Source organism: Pseudoduganella albidiflava, from assembly GCF_004322755.1.
In the GTDB taxonomy this organism is placed as follows: Bacteria; Pseudomonadota; Gammaproteobacteria; order Burkholderiales; family Burkholderiaceae_D; genus Rugamonas; species Rugamonas albidiflava.
The window spans coordinates 3972464-3996411 of sequence record NZ_CP036401.1; the positions used below are offsets into that span (position 1 = coordinate 3972464).

A 23948-nucleotide genomic window follows, 5' to 3' on the forward strand; every position below is an offset into this window, starting at 1 on the left:
CTGAAACGCCCGTCGGCAGCCAGGAACCGCGTAGTAAACCGCCACGCACCTTTGTTCCATGGCGCGGTCCGGCAGCATCACGCATCCCCCAGCGTTCGGCATGCTGGATCAGATCACCGGCACGCCGCCGGTAACGGCAATCCGCGCGCCGGAAATGTAGCTGCCGTCATTCGATGCCAGCAGCACATAAGTCGGCGCCAGCTCGGCAGGCTGGCCGGGGCGCTTCAGCGGCACTTGCTGGCCGAAGCTCTCCACCTGTTCCGGTGGCATGGTGGACGGGATCAGCGGGGTCCAGATCGGGCCGGGGGCGACGGAATTCACGCGGATGCCCTTCTCCGCCAGCAGTTGCGCCAGCCCGCCGCTGAAGTTCACGATGGCGCCCTTGGTGGCGGAATAGGCGAGCAGCTTGGGCTTGGGCGTATCCGAATTGACCGAGGCGGTGTTGATGATCGACGACCCGGGCCGCATGTGCGGCACGGCGGCTTTGCACAGGTGGAACATGGCGGTGATGTTGGTCTGGAACGTATAGTCCCACTCCTCGTCCGGAATCTCGTCCAGCGAATCGCGGGTCATCTGGAAGGCGGCATTGTTGACCAGCACGTCGATGCGGCCGAACGCCTCCACCGCCCTGGCGATGACGGCGCGGCAGTGCGCCGGGTCGGCCAGGTCGCCGCGCACCAGCACGGCCTTGCGGCCCGCCTCCTCGACCCACCTGGCCGTTTCGCGGGCGTCCTCGTCTTCGTTCAGGTAGGAGATCAGCACGTCCGCGCCTTCGCGGGCGAAGGCGATCGCCACCGCGCGGCCGATGCCGCTGTCGCCGCCGGTGATCACGGTGGCCTTGTCCAGCAGCTTGCCCATGCCGCGATAGGTGGCCTCGCCATGGTCGGCGGCCGGACGCATCTGGTCCTCGGTGCCGGGGGGCCGCTGTTGCTGCGCTTCTTGCTGCGCCTCCTGTTTCCCCTCCTGCTGTGCCTTTTGCTGCGATTGCTGTTGCGATTGCTGTTGCGATGGTTGTGACATGATCTTCTCCTGTGATGACATCAAAAGAAGGGCATCACTATAAGGAGCTGGCAAAGATGCGGTGCACGCTGGAGGGCTGGAAACTGCGTGCACCGCCCGCGTGGTCAGCGCACTTCCAACTGCAGCGTTGCCGATGGCAGGCCACGGCGCGGCGGGTGTCGTCACGCGAGGCCAGTTGTGACAATCCGAGGATTTTCCCGCTTGGCAAGCTGCTATCCTGTGGCTAGCCAATCGCTGCATACCGCTATCCCTGGAAATCTCCCATCCAATGCTTACATTCAATCGGTCAGTCCTGCTTCTGGCGCTGTTGTGCTGTGCGACCGGCACTCGCGCCGCTGAAATCAACCTGGTGGAACAACTGCGGGAAGGCGGCGCGGCGATCCTGGTGACGCTCGCCCTGTCGATCCTGTTCGTGGCCGTCACCGCCGAGCGGCTGGTGCATTTCCGCGCCAGGGCGATCCTGCCCGCGGGGCTGGTGGCGCAGGCCCGGCCCCTGTGGGCGGCGCGCAATCACGCTGCGCTGGCGAACCTGCTCGAGCAGGAAGACAGCACGCTGGCGCGCATTATCGCCTTCATGTCGCGCTACCGCGACCAGCCGCACGCCTTCGTCAGCGGCGGCGCCGGCGACATCGCGTCGATGGAGCTGCGCCACCACCAGCAGAAGTTCTACGCGCTGGCGATCATCGCCACCGTCGCGCCCATCGTCGGCTTGCTGGGCACCGTCGTCGGCATGATCGAGGCGTTTCACGTGATCGCGTATTCCGAGGGCATGGGCAATCCGGCCTTGCTGGCCAGCGGCATCTCGAAAGCCCTGGTCAATACGGCCGCCGGCCTGGCGGTGGCGCTGCCGGCCCTGGGCATGCACCACTTCTTCAAGAACCGCATGATGTTCTTCAGCCTCGCACTGGAAAAGCAGGTCAATGCCCTGCTCAACGAATGGTTCGTGCCGGTGCCCGTCCAGCCACATCTCCAGGTGCTGAATGCGCATTGACCTGGGCGAGGACGAAGCGCCGGAAATTGGCCTGGTCGCGCTGATCGACTGTATCTTTTTCCTGCTGATGTTCTTCATGGTCGCCTCCAGCTTCAAGACCCCGGAGAAGGAGGAGAAACCGCAGAAGGAGCTGCCGGTGGTGCTGCCCGCCGCGCAGATGAGCCTGACGCGCGCGGCCGCGGCCCCGAGCCCGCTGGCGATCGGCGTCGACAAGCGCGGCAAGTATTACCTCGACGGCAGCAAGGTCGGGGTACAGGAGCTGCACGACCGGCTGAAGGCCGAAGCGGCGAAGAACGCGCAGCGCCCGATCCGTATCGACGGCGACGAGGACGCGCGCTACCAGGACATCGTGCACGTGCTCGACCTGTGCCAGTTCGAGGGTTTCACCCGGATCTCCATGCGTACCCGCCAATGAACTTCGGCGATACCCCGCTCGCGCTTCGCAGGGCGCCGTTCCGCACTTACGTGGCCGTATCGCTGGCCCTGCATGCGGCCTTGGGCGGGACCCTGTACTGGTTCGGCGCGTATCAGGTGGAGCAGCGCCGCCAGGATACGCAGGTCGCCGACAGCGCACAGGCCACCTACCGCGCGCGCACCGTGCGCCGGGTCGACGACCTGCAGAAGATCAAGGAGCTCATGGCGCAGTCCACCAGGTCCGAGCCTGGACCCGATGCAGCCTTGACCGCTCTCCCGCCCGTATCGGACGATCCGCGCGAGCAGCTCGCCCGGGCCCGGGTGCTGTCGAAAGCCATCGACGATATCCATCGCGATATCAAGGCCGAGGAACTGGCGCGCCTGACCGGGATGAGCAAGGAAGCGGCGCGCGCCGAGGTCGATACGGAAATGCCATCGACAACGCCTGCGCCACCGGAGGCCGGCAACCCGGCCGATGAAATCGCTGGACTCGAAGAACATGCGCGCGAGCTGCTGGCCCGGCGCGCCGACGACCTGCGGCGCAAGCAGGAAGGCGTGGCGGTCAGCGCCAGCGGCCCGCACGGCGAAGCGCCCACCGCCCCGTTGCCCGTTGGCGCCGAAGGTGGATCCGGCAATGCCGAAGCACGCGCCGCCACCGGCCCTGCAACGGGACTGGACGGAGCCGATGAGCGAAGCGGCGCAAATGGACACGATCGCCAGTCCGGGCATGCAGGCCCGGATCGGGCGGGTGCCGGGACCCATGCGGCCGACAGGATCGATGATTTCCTGGGCCAGGGCGTGGATGCCACGCGCGCCCCGCGTCACCGCAGCACGGTCGGCCGCCTGATCAGATACGGCAGCGGCCAGATTCCCAGGGTGGGTACCGGCCCTGTCACCAAGGGCGAAGGCCGCATGCTGGGCGCCGGCGGCCAGTACGCCGACCGCATCCACCTCAACAGCTGGTACCTGATCGGGCCTTTCCCGGGCCGCCGGGATCGCGGTACTGCCGGGACGCCGGTCTACCCGCCGGAGCAGGCCGTGCTGCTCGATGCGGTGTATCGCGGCAAGGACCAGCAGCTGCTCCGATGGGAATACGTGCCTGGCATGGCCTATCCGCTGATCCCGCGGGAGCCGGTCGAGGACGCCGTCTATTACGGCTACACCGAAGTGCTGATGGACGAGGAACGCGAGCTGATGGTCTGGCTGGGCGTGGACGACGACGCCACGGTGTACCTGAACGACAGGATCATGTGGAAGAGCGACGACAGCAACAAGGGCTGGTTCTTCGATTCCGTGTATCGAAACCGGCAGGGATACGATGCCAAATTCAATCGCACCGAGCGGCGGATGCTGGTGCGTTTCAAAAAGGGCCGCAACCGGATTTTCCTCAAGCTGTGGAACGATACCAACGAGATGTTTTTCTCGATGGTGCTGACGTTGCCGGGGCAGGCGAAGCCGGAGTGAGATGACGCGGCTCGCACTGCATTCCGGCCCCGCCCGAGTCAGCGCACGTCCAGCTGCAGCGTTGCCGGCGGCAGGCCCGGAGCGGCCGCCGTCAGCGTCCCGGTGCCCGGTTCCCCGGTCGACTGCACGATCACCTGGGCCCAGCCATTGAACAGGCTGCGCCGCCACGGCGCGGCGGGCGTGGTCACGCGCACGCTGCCCCAGCGGCTGGTGCCGGCCGAGCGGTCGAACATCCCCGCCACGCCATCGGGCGGCGTGGGCAGCACGTAGGCCACGCTGTTCCGGTCGCGCAGCAGTGCCGGGTCCAGCAAGACCGCCGGGCTGCCGTCGACGATCCCGGGCTTCACCGGCACGCCGTTGACATGCACCTGCTGGCCCGGTTCGAGCTGGTCGACGAACAACATGGCGCGCTGGCCGGCGGCCAGGCGGGGACGGTCGAACTGCCCGCGCAGCACCAGGTACGGCGTACGTGCCGGCTGCCGCTCGGGTGGCAGCCATTGCGCCGGATCGCGCCACCGCGCGAGGTCGGCATCGGGCGCCAGCGCGGAAACGACATCCGGCGCGGCCGGCGCCGAAGCCGCATCCGCCCCGTCCAGCGCCAGCGTGCGCCAGCCCGACAGCGGGATGAATGCGTGGCGTTCGGCCGGCCGGTCGGCCTCATGGGAACCCGGATCGCCGTTGCCGACGCCGATGATGCGCAGCGGCCCGCTCACGGCGAAGTCCACGCGGTTTGACGCGGCCGGCACCAGCCGTCCTTCGCGATCCCGGACATTGACCCACACGACGGCGATGGCGCGGCCGTCCGCCGCAAGCCGCTCCGTGTCCGCGGAAAGATGCACGGTCGCCGGCGTGCCGGTGGTCGCCACCACGGTATCGGCAATGCGCACGCCGCGCCGGTACGCCACGGCTTCCAGCCGGCCGGGCGCATACGGCACGCTCCAGCGCAGGTGCGAATCGCGCGGCATCGGCTGGCGGCCCAGCGAGCGTCCATCCTGCAGCAGTTCGACCTCGTCGCCGTTGCTGTACACGCGCACGTCGACGGGCTGCCCTTCCCGGCCCGGCCAGTTCCAGTGCGGCAGGATGTGGACCATCGGCTCCGGCCGCCACCACGCCTTCAGGTAGTAGGCGGTGTCCTTCAGTACGCCGGTGGTGTCGGTCATGCCGAACTGCGACGAGATGGCCGGCCAGCCGAACGGGGTGGTTTCGCCGCGGTAGTCGAAGCCGGTCCAGATGAACATGCCGGACATCCAGTCGCGCTCCTGCACGCGCCGCCAGCCTTCCTCGATGCTGAGGCTGTTGCCCGGGCGCCCCTGCCGGTCGTACGCATTCAGGTGCACCCTGGCGCGGTCGTCGAGATAGATGCCGCGCGTGGTCAGCGTGGAGCCCTCTTCGCTCATGGTGGCCGGCTTGTCGGGATGGGCGCGGTGGAAGGCGTCGACATCGTGCTGGGCGCCGTAGTTGAAGCCGATCACGTCGGCGCCCAGCGAGGTGCCCCGGCCGGACGAACTGGTGGCCACCGAGGTGCGCCGGGTCGGGTCCAGCCGCTTGACGATGGCGTGCATTTCCCGCGCCAGGTGGGTGCCGAGCGGCTTGCCCTCCAGGGCCCATTCCTCGTTCCCGACCGACCACAGGATCACGCTCGGATGGTTGCGGTCGCGCCGCACCAGCCGCTCGAGCTGCGAGACGATCTCCGGCGAGGTCCCCATCATGCGGTGCTCGTCGATGACCAGCATGCCGAGACGGTCGGCGGCGTCCAGCAGCTCCGGGGTGGGCGGATGGTGCGCCGTGCGGTAGGCGTTGACGCCGAACGACTTGAGCTGTTTCAGGCGCCAATCCTGCAAGCCATCCGGCAGCGCCACGCCCACGCCGGCATGGTCCTGGTGGTTATTGGTGCCCTGCAGCTTGATGCGCTTGCCGTTCAGGATGAAGCCCCGGTCAGGGTCGAACGCCACGGTGCGGACGCCGAAGCGGGTGTCGTAGGTGTCGACTACCCGCCCATTTTGCGACAGCGTGGTGCGCAGGAGGTACAGGTGCGGATCGTCGAGTGACCACAGGCGCGGCTTGGCCAATATCAGGCGCTGGCGGGAATCGGCCGTGGCGGCGCCGCCCGCGGCCAGGCCGGCGGCACGGGTGTGCGCCAGCGTGCGCCCGTCCGGGTCGAGGATGCGGTGTTCGACCGTGAACCGTGCGGCCTGCCGGGCATCGTTGCGTACACTCAGGTCCACCTCGATCGCGGCGCGCCCGCCAGCCACGGTGGTCTTCACGAACGTGCCCCATTGCGGCACGTGCAGCGGCGCGGTCTTGGTCAGCCACACGTGCCGGTAGATGCCGGCGCCTTCGTAGAACCAGCCCTCCTCCATCGTGGCGTCGACCCGCACCACGATCGTGTTGGTGCCGCCGTAGTCGAGGTAATCGGTGATGTCGTGGCGGAAGCCCGAGTAGCCGCTGGGTTCCCTGCCGAGATAGTGGCCGTTGACCCATACCACGCTGTCGCGGTAGGCCCCGTCGAACTCCAGCGCGATGCGCCGCCCCCGGTCGCTGGCCGGGATCTCGATGGTCTTGCGGTACCAGCCCACGCTGTTTTCCGGGAAGGCGCGGCCGATCGCCTTCGAGCCGTGGTTGGTATCGCCGCGCGCATCGAACGGCAGTTCCACCGCCCAGTCGTGCGGCAGGTCGACCCTGCGCCAGCCGGCATCCTTGAAGCCGGGTGCCGCCGGGCCGTCGCCATAGCCCGCCTTGGCGAAGAAGAACGCCCGCAGGCCATGGCCGAAGTCCTGGCGGGCGTCATGGGCGTGGCCGTGGGCGAAGCGCCAGTCCCGGTCGAGATTGATGCGCTCGCGCGGCGCCTGGGCGCCGGCCGGCAGCAGCCAGGCAAGCAGCGACAGCGCCAGCAAGGCGCGTTTGAACGAATGCCACATGCGGTCTCCGTGGATGAGTGGATCGGTGAGTAGGCCGGGCCTTCTCAAAAATAGCGCCCCGAGGGGCGCCGAAGAGGAGACACGGTACGAGCCAGGTCTTAACGGGGGCTTTGCGGCCGCAGGTGCAGCACCACCACGCCGTGCGCCGGCACATTCATGGCATACGGCTTGCCGGTATCGCCGGTGTCGCCGCTCCACAGTTCGGTGAAGCTGTGCCGCACCTTGCCGAAGTGGACCTGGTTGTGGGTGAATTCGTCCTTCAGTTCATGCTCGTTCCAGTCGAACCGGTAGCTGCGCGCCTTGTCGGCGCGGTTCAGGAACATCAGCGCCCACTCGCCGTTGGCCAGCGGCTTGGCATACATGTCCAGCTGGCCGTCGTTCATGAAGCGCCACGCCTGGATGCCCCGCTCGTCCTGGTTGAGGGCGATGACGCGGCGGTTGGTGAGGATCTTGCGGGTGGCCGCCGACATCTTGCGGATGTCGTTCCCGGCGATCAGCGGCGAATTCATCATGGCCCAGATCGAGAAGTGCGCCTTGTCCTCGTCCTCCGTCATGCCCTTGCCGACTTCCATCATGTCCATGTCGTTCCAGCGCCCCGGCCCGGAGAACTTGCGCAGGCCGGCCTGCTTGTCGAGGATCGGCAGCACGCCCCACGACGACCAGGTGCCGCGGTTGAAGTCGCAGTCCCAGCACGGATAGATATCGCCCGTCGTGCGCCACGAGTGCCCCACGTCCGCCGCCCAGTCCCACGGCTTGGTGTCGCCCCACTCGCAGATGGCGAACAGGACTGGCCGGCCCGCGGCGCGCAGGGCGTCGCGCATGGTGGTGTAGGCGCCCTTCGAGTTCAATCCCTCGGTGTCGCACCAGTCGTACTTGAGGTAGTCGATGCCCCAGCGCGCGTAGGTCAGCGCATCCTGGTATTCGTGGCCGCGGCTGCCCGGCTTGCCGGCGCAGGTGTGCGCGCCGGCATCCGAGTAGATGCCCAGCTTGAGCCCGCGGGCGTGCACATAGTCGGCCAGCGCCTTCATGCCGGACGGGAAGCGCTGCGGATCGGGCTGGATGAAGCCATTCTCGTCGCGCTTGCCGTGCCAGCAGTCGTCGATGTTGACGTATACATAGCCGGCCTCGCGCATGCCGGACGAGACCAGCGCGTCGGCCGATTCGCGGATCAGCTGTTCGTCGATGTCGCAGGCGAAGGTATTCCAGGTGTTCCAGCCCATCTGCGGGGTCTTGGCCAGTTCGGTGAACTTGGCCGGCGCGGCCGCTGCGGGCTTGACGCTGGCCTGGGCATGGGCTTCCGGTGCAAGGGAGGACGTGGCGGCGAACAGTGCGCCGAGCATCAGCTGTGGCAGTAGTGCTTTCATCATGGCTCTTCTGGTTGGTAAGGTGGTTCAGAACGAATATCCGGCGCGCAGGCTGTAGCGCGGCCCCGAGACGAAGTGGGCGCGGCGCTTGTCGCCGATCCCCTGGTGCATGGTCTGTCCATAGCGCGCGTCGCTCAGGTTCTGCGCCTGGAAGTCGATCTTGAAGTTCTCGCTGAACTTGTACGACACGCCGCCATCGAGCTGGCCGTAGTCGTCGGCCCACAGCGGCAGGCCCCAGGCCACGTTGCGTTCGCCGAAGTCCGGGCTGGCCGGGTTGGTGTCGGTGCCGTCCGAACCGCGCGTGCCGTTGGTGTTCGTGCTGAGGAAGTAGCGCGAGCGCCAGTTGTAGGCCAGGCGTGCCGACCACGGTCCCCGGTCGAACAGGATCGCCACGTTATAGGCGTTCTTCGACATCTGCGCCAGTGGCAGGTCGCCGAAGGTGCGGCCGTCGATGTCGCAGCCGTTCATGTTCAGGTTGATGTTGGCGGCCCCGCCTTCGCTGCCCGAGCAGAACTCGCTGCGCACCGGGTTGTACAGCTTGCGATGGCTGTCGACATAGGTGTAGTTGGCCTGCAGGCCGAGCCCCTTCAGCCAGTCGGGCAGGCCGTCGAAGTACTGCTGGTAGGCGATCTCGGCGCCGCGCACGGTGCCGCGCGCGCCGTTGACCGGTGACGTTACCAGGAACTGCTGCAGGTTGCCCTGCACGTCCGGCAGGCCGATCGACACCGTCTGGTCGATGATCACATCCTTCAGGCGCTTGCCGAACACGGCCAGCGTCAGCGAGCCGGAATTGGCGAAGTACCATTCGGCTGTGAGGTCCAGCTGGCGCGAGGTGATCGGCTTCAGGGAAGGATTGCCTTCCGCGGTGCCGGTGCGGCGCACCGCGGTCACAGTGGTGACGCCGGTAGCTTCGTTGAGCACGGAGTCGACGTCCTGCGACATCCTGGTGTAGGCCTGCAGGTCGTCGAAGTCCGGGCGCGACATCGAGGTGCCGAACGCGGCGCGGAACTGCAGCTTGTCGCTGGCCTTCAGGCGCAGGTTCAAGGTGGGCAGCACGTTGTTGTAGTCGTTCTTCACGTCGCGCCGCTCTTCGAACGCGGGGATGATCGGCACCGGCAGGCCGGTGACCTGGGCACCCTGGGGTGGCGCCGCGCCGGGCCGGAACGAGGTGTAGCCGCGCGAGCGCGAACGGGTCTGCACATAGCGCACGCCGAGGTTGCCGTCGACCGGGTAAGCCAGGTTGTCGAAGCCGAAGCGCAGCTGGGTGTAGAAGGCGCGCGTCTTCTCGCGCTGGTCGTTGGTGCCGGCCGGGTTGTCGCCGCCGAAGCGCGCGGGCGTCCACGCCTCGCAGGTGCCGCCGCCGAGGACCACCCTCTGCTCCTGGCAAAGCAGCATGTGATAGGAGTGCAGCAGCTGGTACGAGTCGGGATAGCCGGCGGCCACGCTGGGCGCCGGGAACACCACCGCCGGCACGCTGATGTCACCGCCGAAGAAGTTCGGGAAGCTGTTCGTCACCGTCGGCGCGTTGAAGCGCGGATCGCTGAGGTACGCCAGCTTGCCGATGTCCCAGTCCACCATCCACGGCTGCGTCACGCCCTTCCAGTTGTAGCTGGGATCGGAGTTGACCGTCAGCGCCTCGCGGTCGGTCAGGCGCACGCCGAAGCGCAGGTCGCGCAGCACCGGATGGTCGAAGGTATAGCGGGCATCGCCCTTCCACGCCTTCAGCTCGCCGGTATTGCGGTGCATGTGCTCCATCGTACTGCCCCAGTAGTAATTCGCGGGGTTGGCAAGGAAAGCGCGCTGGTCGTCGGTAAACATGATGCTCGGCAGCTTGCCGCGGTAATCGAGGCGCTGGCTCGGCATCAGCATGCCCAGCCCCACCGCCGACGAAAAGGCATCCGCCTTCGAGGTGGTGCGCTGCAGGTCGCTGGACAGCGTCCAGTCTTCCGACACTTTCCACTGCAGGTTCCAGCCGATGTCGGTGGTTTTCGAGTTGCCCTTGTTGAAGCCGCCCGCGTTGCTGAACGGGATGCCGCCATTGGTCCGGTCGCTGATGGTGCCGGTCAGCAGCGCGCCCCGGTCATCGTACGTGGCGTCGGACACCTGCAGGTCGTACGGGGCGGCCGAGGAGAAGATCGACTGTTCCAGCGCATTGTCCTTGTAGCGCGACTGGAACAGGGTCAGGTGGCTGCGCACGTCCTTCATGCGCCATTGCAGGGCACCGTAGGCGCCCTGGCGCTTGCGGTCGTACTCGTAGGTGCGCCACTGCGCGCCCTTCGGGATCCATACGGTGCGCCCCGGCTCGATACCGGTGCGCGGGTAGAATGGTTCGAACTGGAAGGTGTCGGTGCGGGTCGAGCTGTCCGACGAGGCCACGTCGAACAGCACTCCCCACTCGCCCAGGCTGCTTTTCCAGCGGTTCGAGTACAGCAGGGAGCCCGACAGGTCCGGCTTGCCCTTGCGCAGTGTCGAATGGGTGACTTCCAGCGAACCGCCGACACGCTGCGCCTTGAAGTCGAACGGCAGCGCGGTGCGCAGGTTGACCAGGCCGGAAATGCCGCCTTCGGTCTGCTCGGCCGAAGGATTCTTGTAGACGTCCACGCCGGACATCAGTTCGGGCGGAATGTCGCCCCAGCTGAGCGAACGCCCGCCGTTGGCGGCGAAGGCCTCGCGGCCATTGAGTTCGGAGCGCACGTAGTTCAGGCCGCGGATGTTCACGCCGGCGCCTTCCACCGAGAAGCGTTCATTGTCGCCAGCCTGGCGGTTGATGCTCACGCCGACCACGCGCTGCAGCACCTCGGTGACCGAGCGGTCGGGCAGCTTGCCGATGTCGTCGGCAACCACCGAATCGACGATCTCGTCGGAATCCTGCTTGATCTTTTGCGCCGAATTGAGCGCGGCGCGCTGGCCGGTGACCACCACCACTGCACTGGCGTCGGATTGCTGCGCATGCGCGGCGCCGGCCGTCCACGCGAGCTGGGCTACCGCCAGGGCAATGGCGGTCCTGCTGGTTCGATTCATGTTGTCCCCTCCTGATGGGCCAGGCGCCGAGCGACGGTGCGCCTGGTCTGTTTTTTTTTACGGCGTGCCCGTGCATGCCGTTCCTGTTTTCGACATCAACCTGAACGGCAGATATACGAAAGATTTCAAACGGAACGATGAATCATGGCCTCTGCAGCGTCAAGGGCGCCCGGCGGATGGGGCTTTATTTCGCGGCGCTTACTAAACAAGCGTGCCTGGATAGCAACGCTGGGCTGTGGCGGGAGGAAAAATGCTGGAACAAGTGGACCGCCAGCCATGCGGCGGCGGCTTACCTGTTCAGCTAGATGAATTTCGCATGAACGCGCTGAACGTGCGCTGATTGAGCTCGTGAATGAGCCCGTGATTGAGCCCATGAGTGAGCCCGCTGAACGAGCGCGCTGGCTGAAGACGCTGACCTGGCCCGCTTGCTGAAGCCGGTGACCGCGGCCGCCGACCGGGCCGGATGCGCGTTCAGGGAACACTGGCCGGGCGCGATGCGGCTGCCGGCACCGGCGCCTTGCGCGTCAGCGCGACAAGGCGGCGCATGGTGGTTTCCGGCGCGATGCGCTCGTCGTTCCAGAATTCGCTGAGCACATTGCGGAAGGCCTGTTCGAGTTCCGGTGGCAGCGCCATGGCCAGTGCCGGCACCAGCGTGCCGTCTCGCGCAGCCGCCTGGAATGCGCCGGCGGCCTGGCGCGCGCACGGGCCGTAGCCATCCAGGGCCACGCCCGCGCGGGCCGGGATCGATCCCTTGCGCAGGTTGAAGTCGTGCTGGATGGCGGGCGACATGACCAGCGCCGCGAGATCGAGCTGGCCGCGGCGCTGCGCGGCGGGCCCCTTGAACATGGCGAACGAATCGACCACGAAGGAAAAACTGCCGGCCGATCCCGGCGACGGCACGCAGGCGAAGCTGTCGCCCAGCCGCCGCGCTTCCGGATACAGCTGCGGGTTGGCCCAGTCGCCCATCAGCAGCATGCCGGCGCCGCCACTGGCCAGCGCCACGGCGGCCTCCCGCTGCGGCGATGCCGGCTGCCCGGCGCTGGTGTAGGCACGGATGCGGCGGAAGGTACGCAGCACCCGCGCCATGGTGGGCCCGGCCAGCTGGGCCGGATCGTGCGCCACCAGCGCCTGCCGGTAGAACACCGGCCCGCCCACGCCCAGCGCCACGCTTTCGAACAGCAGCTGCTCTTCCCACGCATGGCCGCCGTAGGCCAGCGCGGTATGGCCGGCACGCTTCATGGCCTCGGCCGTGGCGAAGAATTCGTCCCAGCTGGCCGGCACCCGCGCGCCCGATTGCTTCAGGATGCGCTGGTTGATCCACAGCCAGTTGATGCGGTGGATATTGAGCGGCACGCCGACATAGCGGCCCTGGTGCTTCATGGCGCCGGCCACCACGCCGGGCAGCGCCTCGTCCCAGCGTTCGGCGCGCGCCACGTCGTCGAGCGGCAACAGGAGACCGCGCCGGGCCATCGCGGCGATGACGGGGCCCTTGATCTGCGCCACCGCCGGCGGGTTGCGCAGCCGCACGCGCGAATCCAGCAGTGCCGCGGCCAGCCCCTCGGCGCCGTTGGCCACCGCGAAATCGACCCACTCGTGCCCGCGCGCTTGCAGCGCCGCCTGCAGTACCTGGGCGGCCTGCTGGTCGGGGCCTGTTTCAAGATGGTTGAGCACTTCCAGCACCGCCGCGCTGCCAGGGACGGCCCCGCCGGCCAGGGCCAGCGCCAGGGCCGGCACCAGCAGCATGCGTGCGCGCACTGTCATGGCCTGCGTCCGGTGGCGGCGATCATGCGCGCCACGACCGTGCGCGGCGCCATCCGGTCGTCGCGCCAGTAGTCGGTGACGATTGCTTGCAGCGCTTCCACCACGGCCGGCGCCACCGCCACGCCCATGCTGGGCACCAGCGTGCCGCCGCGGGCAGCCAGGCGATAAGCCGCCCCCGATGCCTGCGCACAGCGCCCGAACGGCGCCAGGTCGGCGTCCAGGCGCACCGGCAACGCGCCCTTGGCCAGGTTCAGCTGCCGTTGCACCGGTGGCGACATCAGGGCCGAGGCAAAATCGCGCTGTGCCGGGGCCTTGGCCGCCGCGACTTTGAACGTCACGACAGAGTCCAGGGCGAAGATATAGCTTGGCGCACTGGCCGGCGCGGCGGCGCAGGCATAGTCCAGCCGGCCCGCCGCCTGCGCGTCCGCGAACACTGGACCGGCCCATTCGCCCATCAGCTGCATCCCTGCCACGCCGCGGATCACCTCCTGCGACGCGGTGGTCCAGTCGCGCTCTGGCCGGCGGATGTCGGTGTACCGCTTCAGCCGCCGGAAGGTCTGCAGGGCGCGCTCCATGTCGGGACTGGCCAGCGCGGCCGGATCGAGCTCCACCAGCGCCCGGCGATAGAACGCCGGCCCGGCGCTGCCCAGCACCACGGTTTCCAGCAGGTGCAGGTTCTGCCACGGCTGCCCGCCGTGCGCCAGCGGCACGACGCCTATGCGCCGGATCGCCTCGGCGGCCGCGAAGAATTCCTGCCACGTGCCGGGCGCGCGCACCCCCGCACGCGCCAGCACGGCGGCATTCATCCACAGCCAGTTATTGCGGTGCACGTGGACCGGCACCGCGACATAGCTGCCGCGGTACTTGAGCGTGGCGGCGACCGCTGCCGGCAGCAGCTTGTCCCATCCTTCGTCCCTGGCCAGCCGGTCGATGCCGCCCAGCGCGCCCTGGCGCCCCCACTGGCCGATGGCATCCACCGGCATCATTTGCGCGGCGGCCGGCGGATTTCCGGCCGCGATCCGCTTGCGCAGCAGCGTGATGGCATCGGCCTGGGCGTCGCCGCCACCGGCATCGCGCCAGTCGTGGCCCTGTTCCGCCATGCGGCCATGCAGCAGCGTCAGCGCCCCGGCATATTCGCCACCGGTCCAGTAGTGCAGGACCTCGAGCTCGGCGGCCATCGCCGTCCGGACGCCACCGCACGCCAGCGTGGCGAGCAGGATCGCCGCGCGGGTGCATGAACGAAGCGGATTCCGGGGTGGCGTCAAGATCGGTTCCTTCGTAACGGAAGAGCCGGACATTATCACGCAAAGGGCTCCGGGGGAAAGCCGCGGCGGGGATGCGCCGGCGTTGAAGCGCCTGCCATAACCCGTTAATATCGCGCCATGCAACTATTACTCGCCGAAGACGACCAGATTCTCGCAGCCGGCCTGGGCGCCCAGCTGGCACAGGCCGGATTCGCGGTGCAGCATGCGCCGAATGGCCCGGTCGCCGAATACCTGCTGACCAGCCAGCCCTACGATATCGCGATCATCGACCTGGGCCTGCCGATGGTCGACGGCTTGAGTGTCTTGAAGAAGGTGCGCGCGGTGCGCCCGGAGTTGCCGGTGGTGATCCTGACGGCGCTGGACAAGCTCGATGCGCGGCTGGCCAGCCTGAACGGCGGCGCGGACGATTTCATCACCAAGCCATTCATCTTTTCCGAACTGGAAGCGCGGCTGCGCGCGGTATTGCGCCGCTCGCGCCATGCCGGCAGCGGCGCCGCTCCCTTCGCCGAGCTGACCGCGGGCGCGCTGCGCTTCGACCGCGAGACGCGCCGCGCCATGGTCAATTCCGACCTGGTCGACCTGAGCCCGCGCGAAGCGATCCTGCTCGACCTGCTGCTCGCCAACACGGGCAAGGTGGTCCGCAAGGACCAGATCGCCGCCTTGTGGAACGACGACGGCAGCGGCAATTCGGCGGAAGTCCACATCTACCGGCTGCGCCGCAAGCTCGATAGTTCCGGCGTGGCGATCCGCACCATCCGCGGCCTGGGCTACCTGCTGGAAGCCGACCCGGCAGGCACGCGCGGCTGATGCCCTGGCCAAGGCGCCCGAGGCCTGCGGTCGACTGGTCGCTGCGTTCGCAGCTGGTGGCCTGGGTGCTGCTGCCGCAACTGGTGCTGTGGGTCGCCGGCGGTGCCGCCACCTATCGCCTGGCGGTGAACTACGTCAACGAAGCGGCCGACGCCACCCTGTCGCAGGCCGCGCGCACGCTGGCACGCCAGGTCAAGCCGATCGGCAACGGGCTGTTGATCGACCTGCCGCGCGCCGCGCAGAATATCCTGGAAGCCGACCCGAACGACCGCTTCCTGTACACCGTCAGCACGCCGCCCGGCCGGTTCATCCTCGGTAACAATGCCATTCCGCTGCCGCCCGCCCACATGCGGCCGCGCCCGAACGATCCCTATTTCTACGACGGTGAAATGGTGCCGGACGAGTCGGGATCCACGCCGGGCCCGGCCAAGGTGCGGGTGGCGGCGCTGTACCTGAAGAATGGCGAAGTGAATGGCCGCCAGCAATGGATGCTGGTACAGGTGGCGCGCGGGGTGGCGGCGCGCGAGTCCATCTGGAAGCGGATCCTGCTCGACACCCTGCTGCCGCTGTCGGCATTGATCATGCTGATGACGGTGATCGTCTGGGCCGGCACCGGCGCCGGACTCGCGCCGCTGCTGCGCCTGCGCCGCGAAGTGGAAGGCCGCTCGCCGAACGACCTCACCCCGCTGCGCGCCGAAGCGGCCCCGCGCGAACTGCGCTCGCTGGTGCGCGCGCTGAACGCCCTGCTGGCCGCGGTGCGCCAGAATGTCGATGCCCAGAAGCGCTTCATCGCCGATGCCGCCCACCAGTTGCGCACGCCGCTGGCGGGCCTGATCAGCCACGCCGAACTGGCACTGGGCGCGACCAACGACAAGGCCCTGGTGGCGCGCCTGACCATGCTGCACCAGAGCGCCACGCGCAGCGCCCACCTCATTTCCCGCATGCTGATGCTGGCGCGCGCCGAGCCCGAGGCGGCCATGGTGCGGGAGCGCTCGCCCGTCGAACTGAGCGCGCTGGTCGAGCAGGTGGTCGCGGACATGGTGCCGAAGGCGCTGCGTGCCGGCGCCGATCTCGGCATCGCCGACCAGGGCGCGGCGGACGATCCGGCTGGTCTTCAGGTGCTGGCCAATCCGATGCTGCTGACCGAGGCGCTCGTCAACATCCTCGACAACGCCATCGAATATGCCGGCTCGGGCAGCGAGATCACCGTGGCCCTGCGGCGCGATGGCGGCCATGCCCGCATCAGCGTCAGCGACAACGGCCCCGGCATCGCCCGCGCCGACCATGCGCGCGTGTTCGACCGGTTCGTACGTGCCACCGACCAGGGCCTGGGCTGCGGGCTGGGCCTGGCGATCGTGCAGGAGATCGTCATGCAGCATGGCGGCAGCGTGGCGCTGGAAGATGTCGAGCCGCACGGCCTGGAGGTGATCGTCAAGCTGCCCTTGCTGTGACAAGCCGGCAGGAAGGGCTCCCCCACCTGCAAACCGGCCGACGATACATCAGTAGTGCAGACCTTCCGGCCATCGACTGGCACAGTGCGTCATCGGGGCAAATACACTGTTCGGTTTTGACACACTGTTGCGCCCACCTGCGTCAAAGCCCTTCCGCATCCGGTGGCGCAATCGGCTTCCCGCCTGTGCCCGCTGGGCGCCAGGTCCCGCCTCGCCCCGCATCGCCCCGCATCGCGCTCTTTGGCACGATTATCGCTTTATGCCTGTGACTGCACGAACCGTGCGGTAAGCCCTTGAGCCGTCCGTCCGCGTAACCGGCCTGCTCATCACACCAATCTGGAGGAGACCTATCATGACCTGGAGCAAACCGGAATTTACCGACCTGCGTTTCGGATTTGAAATCACGATGTATATCGCAAACCGCTAGGGCCTTGCCCAGGAAACCGTGCCGCAGGGTCAGCCGGGCACAGGTTTCCGTCCACTGAACGACACCATGAAAATCATCGTATTGGGTTCGGCAGCTGGGGGCGGCTTCCCGCAGTGGAACTGCAACTGCCGCAATTGCGCGGGCGTGCGCAGCGGCACGCTTGCCGCCACGGCCCGTACCCAATCGTCGATCGCGGTCTCGGGCGATGGCAAGGACTGGGTGCTGATCAACGCGTCTCCCGACATCCTGGCGCAGATCCGCGCGAGCCGGCGCTGCAGCCGTCGCGGGCAAAGCGCGATTCCGGCATCGCCGCCGTGATGCTGATGGATGCGCAGATCGACCATGTCACCGGTCTGTTGATGCTGCGCGAGGGAAGGCCGCTGCCACTCTACTGCACCGCATCGGTATGGAACGATCTCAACACCAGCCTGCCCCTGGCGCCGGTGCTGTCGCACTACTGCGGCGTGCACTGGCACCCGTTGCACACCATCGGCGACGGCCCCGGAATGCAGGCGGTCCAGGTGCCGGGCATCGACGGCCTCCGTTTCACGCCGCTGGCCCTGTCCAGCAAGGCGCCGCCGTATTCGCCGCACCGCGCGCAGCCGGGCATCGGCGACAATATCGGCCTGCTGATCGAGGATACCGACAGCGGCAGGTCGCTGTTCTACGCGCCGGGGCTGGGCATGATCGAACCGCAGGTCGATGCCGCCATGCGCCAGGCCGACTGCGTGCTGGTCGATGGCACGTTCTGGCGCGCCGACGAGATGATCGAACTGGGCTTTTCCAGCAAAAGCGCGGCCGACATGGGCCATTTGCCGCAGTCGGGCGAGGCCGGGATGATCGCGGTGCTGGATAGCCTGGATAGCCTGGATGCGCACGGGGATGCACGGCGCCAGACGGAACGGCGCAAGATCCTCATTCATATCAATAACACCAACCCGATCCTGGACGACGGCTCGGCGCAGCGTGCGCTGCTGGCGCGCCACGGTATCGAAGTCGCCTTCGACGGCATGGAGATCGTCCTGTGACGAGCGCACCGGCCTGGAGCCGCACCGAGTTCGAAGCGCAATTGCGCGCGCGCGGCGCCGGCTACCACATCAATCATCCGTTCAACGTCAGGATGAACAGCGGCCTGCTGCGCGAGGACCAGATCCGCGGCTGGGTTGCCAACCGATTTTATTACCAGGTCAACATCCCGCAAAAGGACGCCGCGATCATCGCCAACTGCCCCGATCGGGAAACTCGCCGCAAATGGGTGCGCCGCATCCTCGACCATGACGGCTGGGACGGCAACGATGGGGGCATCGAGGCCTGGCTGCGGCTCGGGGCAGCGGTCGGCCTCGAAGACGGGGTGTTATGGTCGCAACGCCACGTGGTGCCCGGTGTCCGTTTCGCTGTCGATGCCTATGTCAATTTCGCGCGCCAGGCGCCCTGGCAGGAGGCGGTCTGCTCGTCACTGACGGAAATGTTCGCACCGCAGATCCACAAGGACCGCCTGGCCAACTGGCCTGCCCACTATGGCTGGATCGACCAGGCGGGCCTGCAGTATTTCCGCGGCCGTATTTCGCTGGCCGAACGCGACGTCGAGCACGGCCTGCAGGTCACGCTCGATCATTTCACGACGCGCGCCCAGCAGGAGCGTGCGCTCGAGATCCTGCAGTTCAAGCTCGACATCCTGTGGTCCATGCTCGATGCGATCGAAAAAGCCTACCCTTGACCTCAGGTGCCACGATGACGACGATTCCCGACAAGCCGCTTCTTTCCCGCCTGTTCCGCATGCAGTGGGAGGAAGCGCAAGGCCAGTATGTCCTGCTGTACCCGGAAGGCATGGTGAAGCTCAACCAGAGCGCGGCCGAGATCCTGAAACGCTGCGACGGCCAGCGCAGCGTACCGGCCATCGTCGACGAGCTGGAACAGGCGTTCAAGGCCAGCGGCCTGGGGGCCGATGTCGATGAATTCCTGCGCACCGCCTGCGCACGTGGCTGGCTGGCCTGAGCCCGCGGCCATGAACGCCCCCGAACCCCGCCAGGCCATCGCGGCGCCACTCTGGCTGCTGGCGGAGCTGACCTATCGCTGCCCCCTCCACTGCGCCTTCTGTTACAACCCTGTCGATTACGCCAGGGACCGCGCGGAACTCTCCACCGAGCAATGGTTCGACGTGATGCGCCAGGCACGCCAGCTCGGTGCCGCGCAGCTAGGGTTTTCGGGCGGCGAGCCACTGGTGCGCGACGACCTCGAACAACTGGTCGGCGAAGGCCGCCGGCTCGGGTTCTACACCAACCTGATCACCTCCGGCATCGGCCTGACCGAAACGCGCCTGGCCCGCATGAAGGAACTCGGGCTGGACCATATCCAGCTGTCGTTCCAGGACTCGACCCGGGAAATCAACGATTTCCTGTCCAGCACCCGGACCTTCGACCTGAAAGCACGGGTAGCCAGGCTGATCAAGCAGTATGACTATCCGATGGTGCTCAATGTCGTGCTGCACCGCTTCAACCTCGACCATGTCGACCGCATCATCGACATGGCCCTGGAGATGGGCGTCGACTACCTGGAACTGGCAAACACGCAGTATTACGGCTGGGGCCTGGTCAACCGGGCACAGTTGATGCCCACGCGCGAGCAACTGCGGCGTGCCGAGGTCGTGGTCAACGACTATCGCTCCCGGATCGGCAACAAGGTGCGGATCCTGTTCGTGGTGCCCGACTATTTCGAGGAGCGCCCCAAGGCATGCATGAACGGCTGGGGTTCCGTCTTCCTCGGCATTGCCCCGGACGGCACCGCCCTGCCCTGCCACGCCGCCCGCTCGCTGCCGGGCATCGCTTTTCCCAACGTTCGTGAATACAGCCTGAAGGACATCTGGTACGCCAGCGGCGCCTTCAATCGCTACCGCGGCGATGCCTGGATGAAGTCACCCTGCCGCGCTTGCCCCGAGAAAGACAAGGATTTCGGTGGCTGCCACTGCCAGGCCTACGCACTGACCGGGGACGCCGCAAATGCCGACCCGGTATGCTCTCGGTCGCCGCGACACGCCGACGTGCATGCCATCGTCATGCAGGCCCAACGGGAACAGGAAGCGACGCGGCAGCAGCAGGTCCAGCCGATCGTGTTCCGCACGGACGCGAACTCGCGCCGCGGCGGGCGCGGGCCGTAGACCAACTACGTGACCGACTGGCGATGGTGGCGGCATTGAAGCAGGCATCGTGGTCGTGAGGCGAGGTCGGGCAGTGCCCGGTTTCGCTACAGGTTTCGCGACGGAATCGGAGCCTGTCCCCGAAGAACATTAAACCGGTGACAGGCTCCGATTCCTTTCGGAAGCTTCCTGAAAACCGGTGACAGGCTCCGATTATGACAGGCTCCAATTATGTTCGAAAGGTTCTCGAAACCGGAGCCTGTCCCCGGCTTCGATAAAGGTTTCGCGGCGAAATCGGAGCCTGTCACCGGTTTCGTTACAGGTTTCGCGGCGAAATCGGAGCCTGTCCCCGGTTTTTTCGACGAAATCGGAGCCTGTCCCCGGTTTTTTCGGTAACAATTTGAATGGTCAAAAGCAAAAAACCCCGCCAGCACACGCTAGCGGGGTTTTTCTATGTAACAGCCTGACGGTAACCTACTTTCACACTGGTTGCAGTAGCGACGTCGGGCAGTGCCCGGCGGAGCAATCGGCGCATTCGACAGCTTGAAGCGGAGCCCGACAGCATGCTGCAATCCATAAGCACAAATGAAAAAAGCCCACCAGATCACTGGTGGGCTTTTCTCGGTATAACAGCCTGACGATAACCTACTTTCACACTGGTTGCAGCACTATCATCGGCGCAAAGTCGTTTCACGGTCCTGTTCGGGATGGGAAGGGGTGGGACCGACTTGCTATGGTCATCAGGCATGACTTGTACGCAGTGCCGTCCCCTGTGGGGCAACGTCACTGCTCAATCCGGAAGAAGTAAAGCGAGGGTAACTCTCATCAAAGAGTAAATGCGAGGAATCATGATTGATTCATAACCGTCAAGGTTATAGGGACAAGCCGTACGGGCAATTAGTATCAGTTAGCTTAATGCATTACTGCACTTCCACACCTGACCTATCAACGTCCTGGTCTCGAACGACCCTTCAAGGAGCTCAAGGCTCCGGGAAATCTCATCTCAAGGCAAGTTTCCCGCTTAGATGCTTTCAGCGGTTATCTCTTCCGAACTTAGCTACCCGGCAATGCCACTGGCGTGACAACCGGTACACCAGAGGTTCGTCCACTCCGGTCCTCTCGTACTAGGAGCAGCCCCCTTCAAATTTCCAACGCCCACGGCAGATAGGGACCAAACTGTCTCACGACGTTTTAAACCCAGCTCACGTACCACTTTAAATGGCGAACAGCCATACCCTTGGGACCGGCTACAGCCCCAGGATGTGATGAGCCGACATCGAGGTGCCAAACTCCCCCGTCGATATGAACTCTTGGGAGGAATCAGCCTGTTATCCCCAGAGTACCTTTTATCCGTTGAGCGATGGCCCTTCCATACAGAACCACCGGATCACTATGTCCTACTTTCGTACCTGCTCGACTTGTCGGTCTCGCAGTTAAGCACGCTTATGCCATTGCACTATTAGCACGATGTCCGACCGTACCTAGCGTACCTTCGAACTCCTCCGTTACACTTTAGGAGGAGACCGCCCCAGTCAAACTGCCTACCATGCACTGTCCCCGATCCGGATAACGGACCAAGGTTAGAACCTCAAACAAACCAGGGTGGTATTTCAAGGTTGGCTCCACGAGAACTGGCGTCCCCGCTTCAAAGCCTCCCACCTATCCTACACAGATTGGTTCAAAGTCCAATGCAAAGCTACAGTAAAGGTTCATGGGGTCTTTCCGTCTAGCCGCGGGTAGATTGCATCATCACAAACACTTCAACTTCGCTGAGTCTCGGGAGGAGACAGTGTGGCCATCGTTACGCCATTCGTGCAGGTCGGAACTTACCCGACAAGGAATTTCGCTACCTTAGGACCGTTATAGTTACGGCCGCCGTTTACTGGGACTTCAATCAAGAGCTTGCACCCCATCATTTAATCTTCCAGCACCGGGCAGGCGTCACACCCTATACGTCCACTTTCGTGTTTGCAGAGTGCTGTGTTTTTATTAAACAGTCGCAGCCACCATTTTATTGCAACCCTGTCACCCTTCTGCAGTAAAGCAGTCAAGCTACTGGGGCGTACCTTTTCCCGAAGTTACGGTACCAATTTGCCGAGTTCCTTCTCCCGAGTTCTCTCAAGCGCCTTAGAATACTCATCTCGCCCACCTGTGTCGGTTTGCGGTACGGTCTCGTATGACTGAAGCTTAGAGGCTTTTCTTGGAACCACTTCCGATTGCTTCGCGCCACATGGGCGCTCGTCCCAGTCCCTTGAATTATGTGCCCGGATTTGCCTAAGCACCTTCTATGAACCAGAAACTGACTATTCCAACAGTCAGACAACCTTCCGCGATCCGTCCCCCCATCGCATCATACGACGGTGCAGGAATATTAACCTGCTTCCCATCAGCTACGCATCTCTGCCTCGCCTTAGGGGCCGACTCACCCTGCTCCGATGAACGTTGAACAGGAAACCTTGGGCTTACGGCGTGCGGGCTTTTCACCCGCATTATCGCTACTCATGTCAGCATTCGCACTTCTGATACCTCCAGCATCCTTTACAAGACACCTTCGCAGGCTTACAGAACGCTCTCCTACCATATGTACAAGTACATATCCGCAGCTTCGGTGACTGGCTTAGCCCCGTTACATCTTCCGCGCAGGACGACTCGATCAGTGAGCTATTACGCTTTCTTTAAATGATGGCTGCTTCTAAGCCAACATCCTGACTGTTTTAGCCTTCCCACTTCGTTTTCCACTTAGCCAATCTTTGGGACCTTAGCTGGCGGTCTGGGTTGTTTCCCTCTTGACACCGGACGTTAGCACCCGATGTCTGTCTCCCAAGCTCGCACTCATCGGTATTCGGAGTTTGCAATGGTTTGGTAAGTCGCGATGACCCCCTAGCCATAACAGTGCTCTACCCCCGATGGTGATACTTGAGGCACTACCTAAATAGTTTTCGGAGAGAACCAGCTATTTCCAAGTTTGTTTAGCCTTTCACCCCTATCCACAGCTCATCCCCTAATTTTTCAACATTAGTGGGTTCGGTCCTCCAGTGCGTGTTACCGCACCTTCAACCTGGCCATGGATAGATCACTTGGTTTCGGGTCTACACCCAGCAACTAACGCCCTGTTCGGACTCGATTTCTCTGCGGCTCCCCTATTCGGTTAACCTCGCTACTGAATGTAAGTCGCTGACCCATTATACAAAAGGTACGCCGTCACGGAACAAGTCCGCTCCGACTGTTTGTATGCACACGGTTTCAGGATCTATTTCACTCCCCTCCCGGGGTTCTTTTCGCCTTTCCCTCACGGTACTGGTTCACTATCGGTCGATTACGAGTATTTAGCCTTGGAGGATGGTCCCCCCATATTCAGACAGGATTTCTCGTGTCCCGCCCTACTTGTCGCATACTTAGTACCACCGGTCTGATTTCGCGTACGGGGCTATCACCCACTATGGCGCCTATTTCCAGAGGCTTCCACTACCAGTCCGACTATCATATGCAGGCTCTTCCCATTTCGCTCGCCACTACTTTGGGAATCTCGGTTGATTTCTTTTCCTGCAGCTACTTAGATGTTTCAGTTCGCCGCGTTCGCTTCACACACCTATGTATTCAGTGAGTGATGACCTATAAGGCCGGGTTTCCCCATTCGGAAATCTTCGGATCAATGCTCGTTTGTCAGCTCCCCGAAGCTTATCGCAGACTTCTACGTCCTTCATCGCCTGTAATCGCCAAGGCATCCACCATGTGCACTTATTCACTTGTCCCTATAACCTTGACGGCTATAGCGCAAGCATTTACTACTGTGTTTGATGAGTTTTTGTATGCGTTCCTTTCGGAACACTACCCTAAGTGTATTCATTGCTGAATACGCTTAATAAAACTTTACTTCTTCCAGATTGTTAAAGAGCGAAACAGCAGTGATCT

The 23948-nt window shown here is 64.8% G+C and carries 15 protein-coding genes, 2 rRNA genes and 1 pseudogene; 10 read left to right on the plus strand and 8 right to left on the minus strand.

All coding sequences use genetic code 11. The features are described 5' to 3' along the window. Positions 1 to 108: 108 nt before the first annotated feature. Positions 109 to 900 (minus strand): SDR family oxidoreductase, encoded by a 792-nt coding sequence (locus EYF70_RS16365; protein WP_131149145.1) that lies wholly within the window; start codon positions 898 to 900, stop codon positions 109 to 111. A gap of 469 nt (positions 901 to 1369) precedes the next feature. Here EYF70_RS16365 and EYF70_RS16370 point away from each other — a divergent pair, with 469 nt between their 5' ends. Genes EYF70_RS16370 through EYF70_RS16380 form a run of 3 tightly spaced genes read left to right on the plus strand, consistent with a single transcriptional unit; the run spans position 1370 to position 3889 of the window. Next, a complete protein-coding gene (locus EYF70_RS16370) occupies positions 1370 to 2011 on the plus strand; it encodes a MotA/TolQ/ExbB proton channel family protein (protein ID WP_165497695.1) in 642 nt (213 codons plus the stop codon). Next, positions 2001 to 2426: an ExbD/TolR family protein gene (locus EYF70_RS16375; RefSeq protein WP_131146364.1), complete on the plus strand. Its 426-nt coding sequence runs from the start codon at positions 2001 to 2003 to the stop codon at positions 2424 to 2426. The genes EYF70_RS16370 and EYF70_RS16375 overlap by 11 nt, the downstream gene beginning before the upstream one ends. Continuing rightward, the gene (locus EYF70_RS16380) at positions 2423 to 3889 is read left to right on the plus strand and encodes a hypothetical protein (protein ID WP_131146365.1); all 1467 of its coding nucleotides are present in this window, start codon (positions 2423 to 2425) and stop codon (positions 3887 to 3889) included. The genes EYF70_RS16375 and EYF70_RS16380 overlap by 4 nt, the downstream gene beginning before the upstream one ends. Before the next feature lie 38 nt (positions 3890 to 3927). Here the strand turns inward: EYF70_RS16380 and galA are convergent, their stop codons facing one another. The 5 genes from galA to EYF70_RS16405 all read right to left on the minus strand — a co-directional run bounded on the left by galA (position 3928) and on the right by EYF70_RS16405 (position 14218). Next, positions 3928 to 6807: a beta-galactosidase GalA gene (galA, locus tag EYF70_RS16385; protein ID WP_131146366.1), complete on the minus strand. Its 2880-nt coding sequence runs from the start codon at positions 6805 to 6807 to the stop codon at positions 3928 to 3930. A gap of 98 nt (positions 6808 to 6905) precedes the next feature. Continuing rightward, a complete protein-coding gene (locus tag EYF70_RS16390) occupies positions 6906 to 8174 on the minus strand; it encodes a glycoside hydrolase family 27 protein (protein WP_131146367.1) in 1269 nt (422 codons plus the stop codon). 24 nt (positions 8175 to 8198) lie between these two features. After that, positions 8199 to 11192, minus strand: coding sequence for a TonB-dependent receptor (locus EYF70_RS16395; protein ID WP_131146368.1), 2994 nt, complete (start codon positions 11190 to 11192; stop codon positions 8199 to 8201). A gap of 471 nt (positions 11193 to 11663) precedes the next feature. Then, entirely contained in the window at positions 11664 to 12953 is a 1290-nt protein-coding gene (locus EYF70_RS16400) for an ABC transporter substrate-binding protein (RefSeq protein WP_131146369.1), read from the minus strand. After that, the gene (locus EYF70_RS16405) at positions 12950 to 14218 is read right to left on the minus strand and encodes an ABC transporter substrate-binding protein (protein WP_165497696.1); all 1269 of its coding nucleotides are present in this window, start codon (positions 14216 to 14218) and stop codon (positions 12950 to 12952) included. The genes EYF70_RS16400 and EYF70_RS16405 overlap by 4 nt, the downstream gene beginning before the upstream one ends. Before the next feature lie 117 nt (positions 14219 to 14335). On the opposite strand from EYF70_RS16405, the gene EYF70_RS16410 reads away from it, so the two are divergent. From EYF70_RS16410 to pqqE, 7 genes and pseudogenes are all read left to right on the plus strand, one after another. Next, positions 14336 to 15025: a response regulator gene (locus EYF70_RS16410; protein WP_131146371.1), complete on the plus strand. Its 690-nt coding sequence runs from the start codon at positions 14336 to 14338 to the stop codon at positions 15023 to 15025. Beyond that, positions 15025 to 16476, plus strand: coding sequence for a sensor histidine kinase (locus EYF70_RS16415; protein ID WP_131146372.1), 1452 nt, complete (start codon positions 15025 to 15027; stop codon positions 16474 to 16476). The genes EYF70_RS16410 and EYF70_RS16415 overlap by 1 nt, the downstream gene beginning before the upstream one ends. 352 nt (positions 16477 to 16828) lie before the next feature. Then, the gene (gene pqqA, locus EYF70_RS16420; RefSeq protein WP_131149146.1) at positions 16829 to 16903 is read left to right on the plus strand and encodes a pyrroloquinoline quinone precursor peptide PqqA; all 75 of its coding nucleotides are present in this window, start codon (positions 16829 to 16831) and stop codon (positions 16901 to 16903) included. 66 nt (positions 16904 to 16969) lie between these two features. Beyond that, a pseudogene (gene pqqB, locus EYF70_RS16425) lies at positions 16970 to 17931 on the plus strand (pyrroloquinoline quinone biosynthesis protein PqqB). Further along, a complete protein-coding gene (gene pqqC, locus EYF70_RS16430; RefSeq protein ID WP_131146373.1) occupies positions 17928 to 18620 on the plus strand; it encodes a pyrroloquinoline-quinone synthase PqqC in 693 nt (230 codons plus the stop codon). Before pqqB ends, pqqC begins: the two are co-directional and overlap by 4 nt. Before the next feature lie 14 nt (positions 18621 to 18634). After that, positions 18635 to 18898 carry a pyrroloquinoline quinone biosynthesis peptide chaperone PqqD gene (pqqD, locus tag EYF70_RS16435; protein WP_131146374.1) on the plus strand — a complete coding sequence of 88 codons (264 nt, stop codon included), beginning with the start codon at positions 18635 to 18637 and terminating at the stop codon, positions 18896 to 18898. Between the two features lie 10 nt (positions 18899 to 18908). Further along, complete coding sequence (gene pqqE / locus EYF70_RS16440) at positions 18909 to 20057, plus strand: pyrroloquinoline quinone biosynthesis protein PqqE (RefSeq protein WP_131146375.1); 1149 nt, start codon at positions 18909 to 18911, stop codon at positions 20055 to 20057. Between the two features lie 611 nt (positions 20058 to 20668). Here the strand turns inward: pqqE and rrf are convergent. Continuing rightward, positions 20669 to 20781: ribosomal RNA gene (gene rrf, locus EYF70_RS16445) — 5S ribosomal RNA — on the minus strand. Between the two features lie 131 nt (positions 20782 to 20912). Then, positions 20913 to 23788, minus strand: a 23S ribosomal RNA gene (locus EYF70_RS16450). Positions 23789 to 23948: the final 160 nt, after the last annotated feature.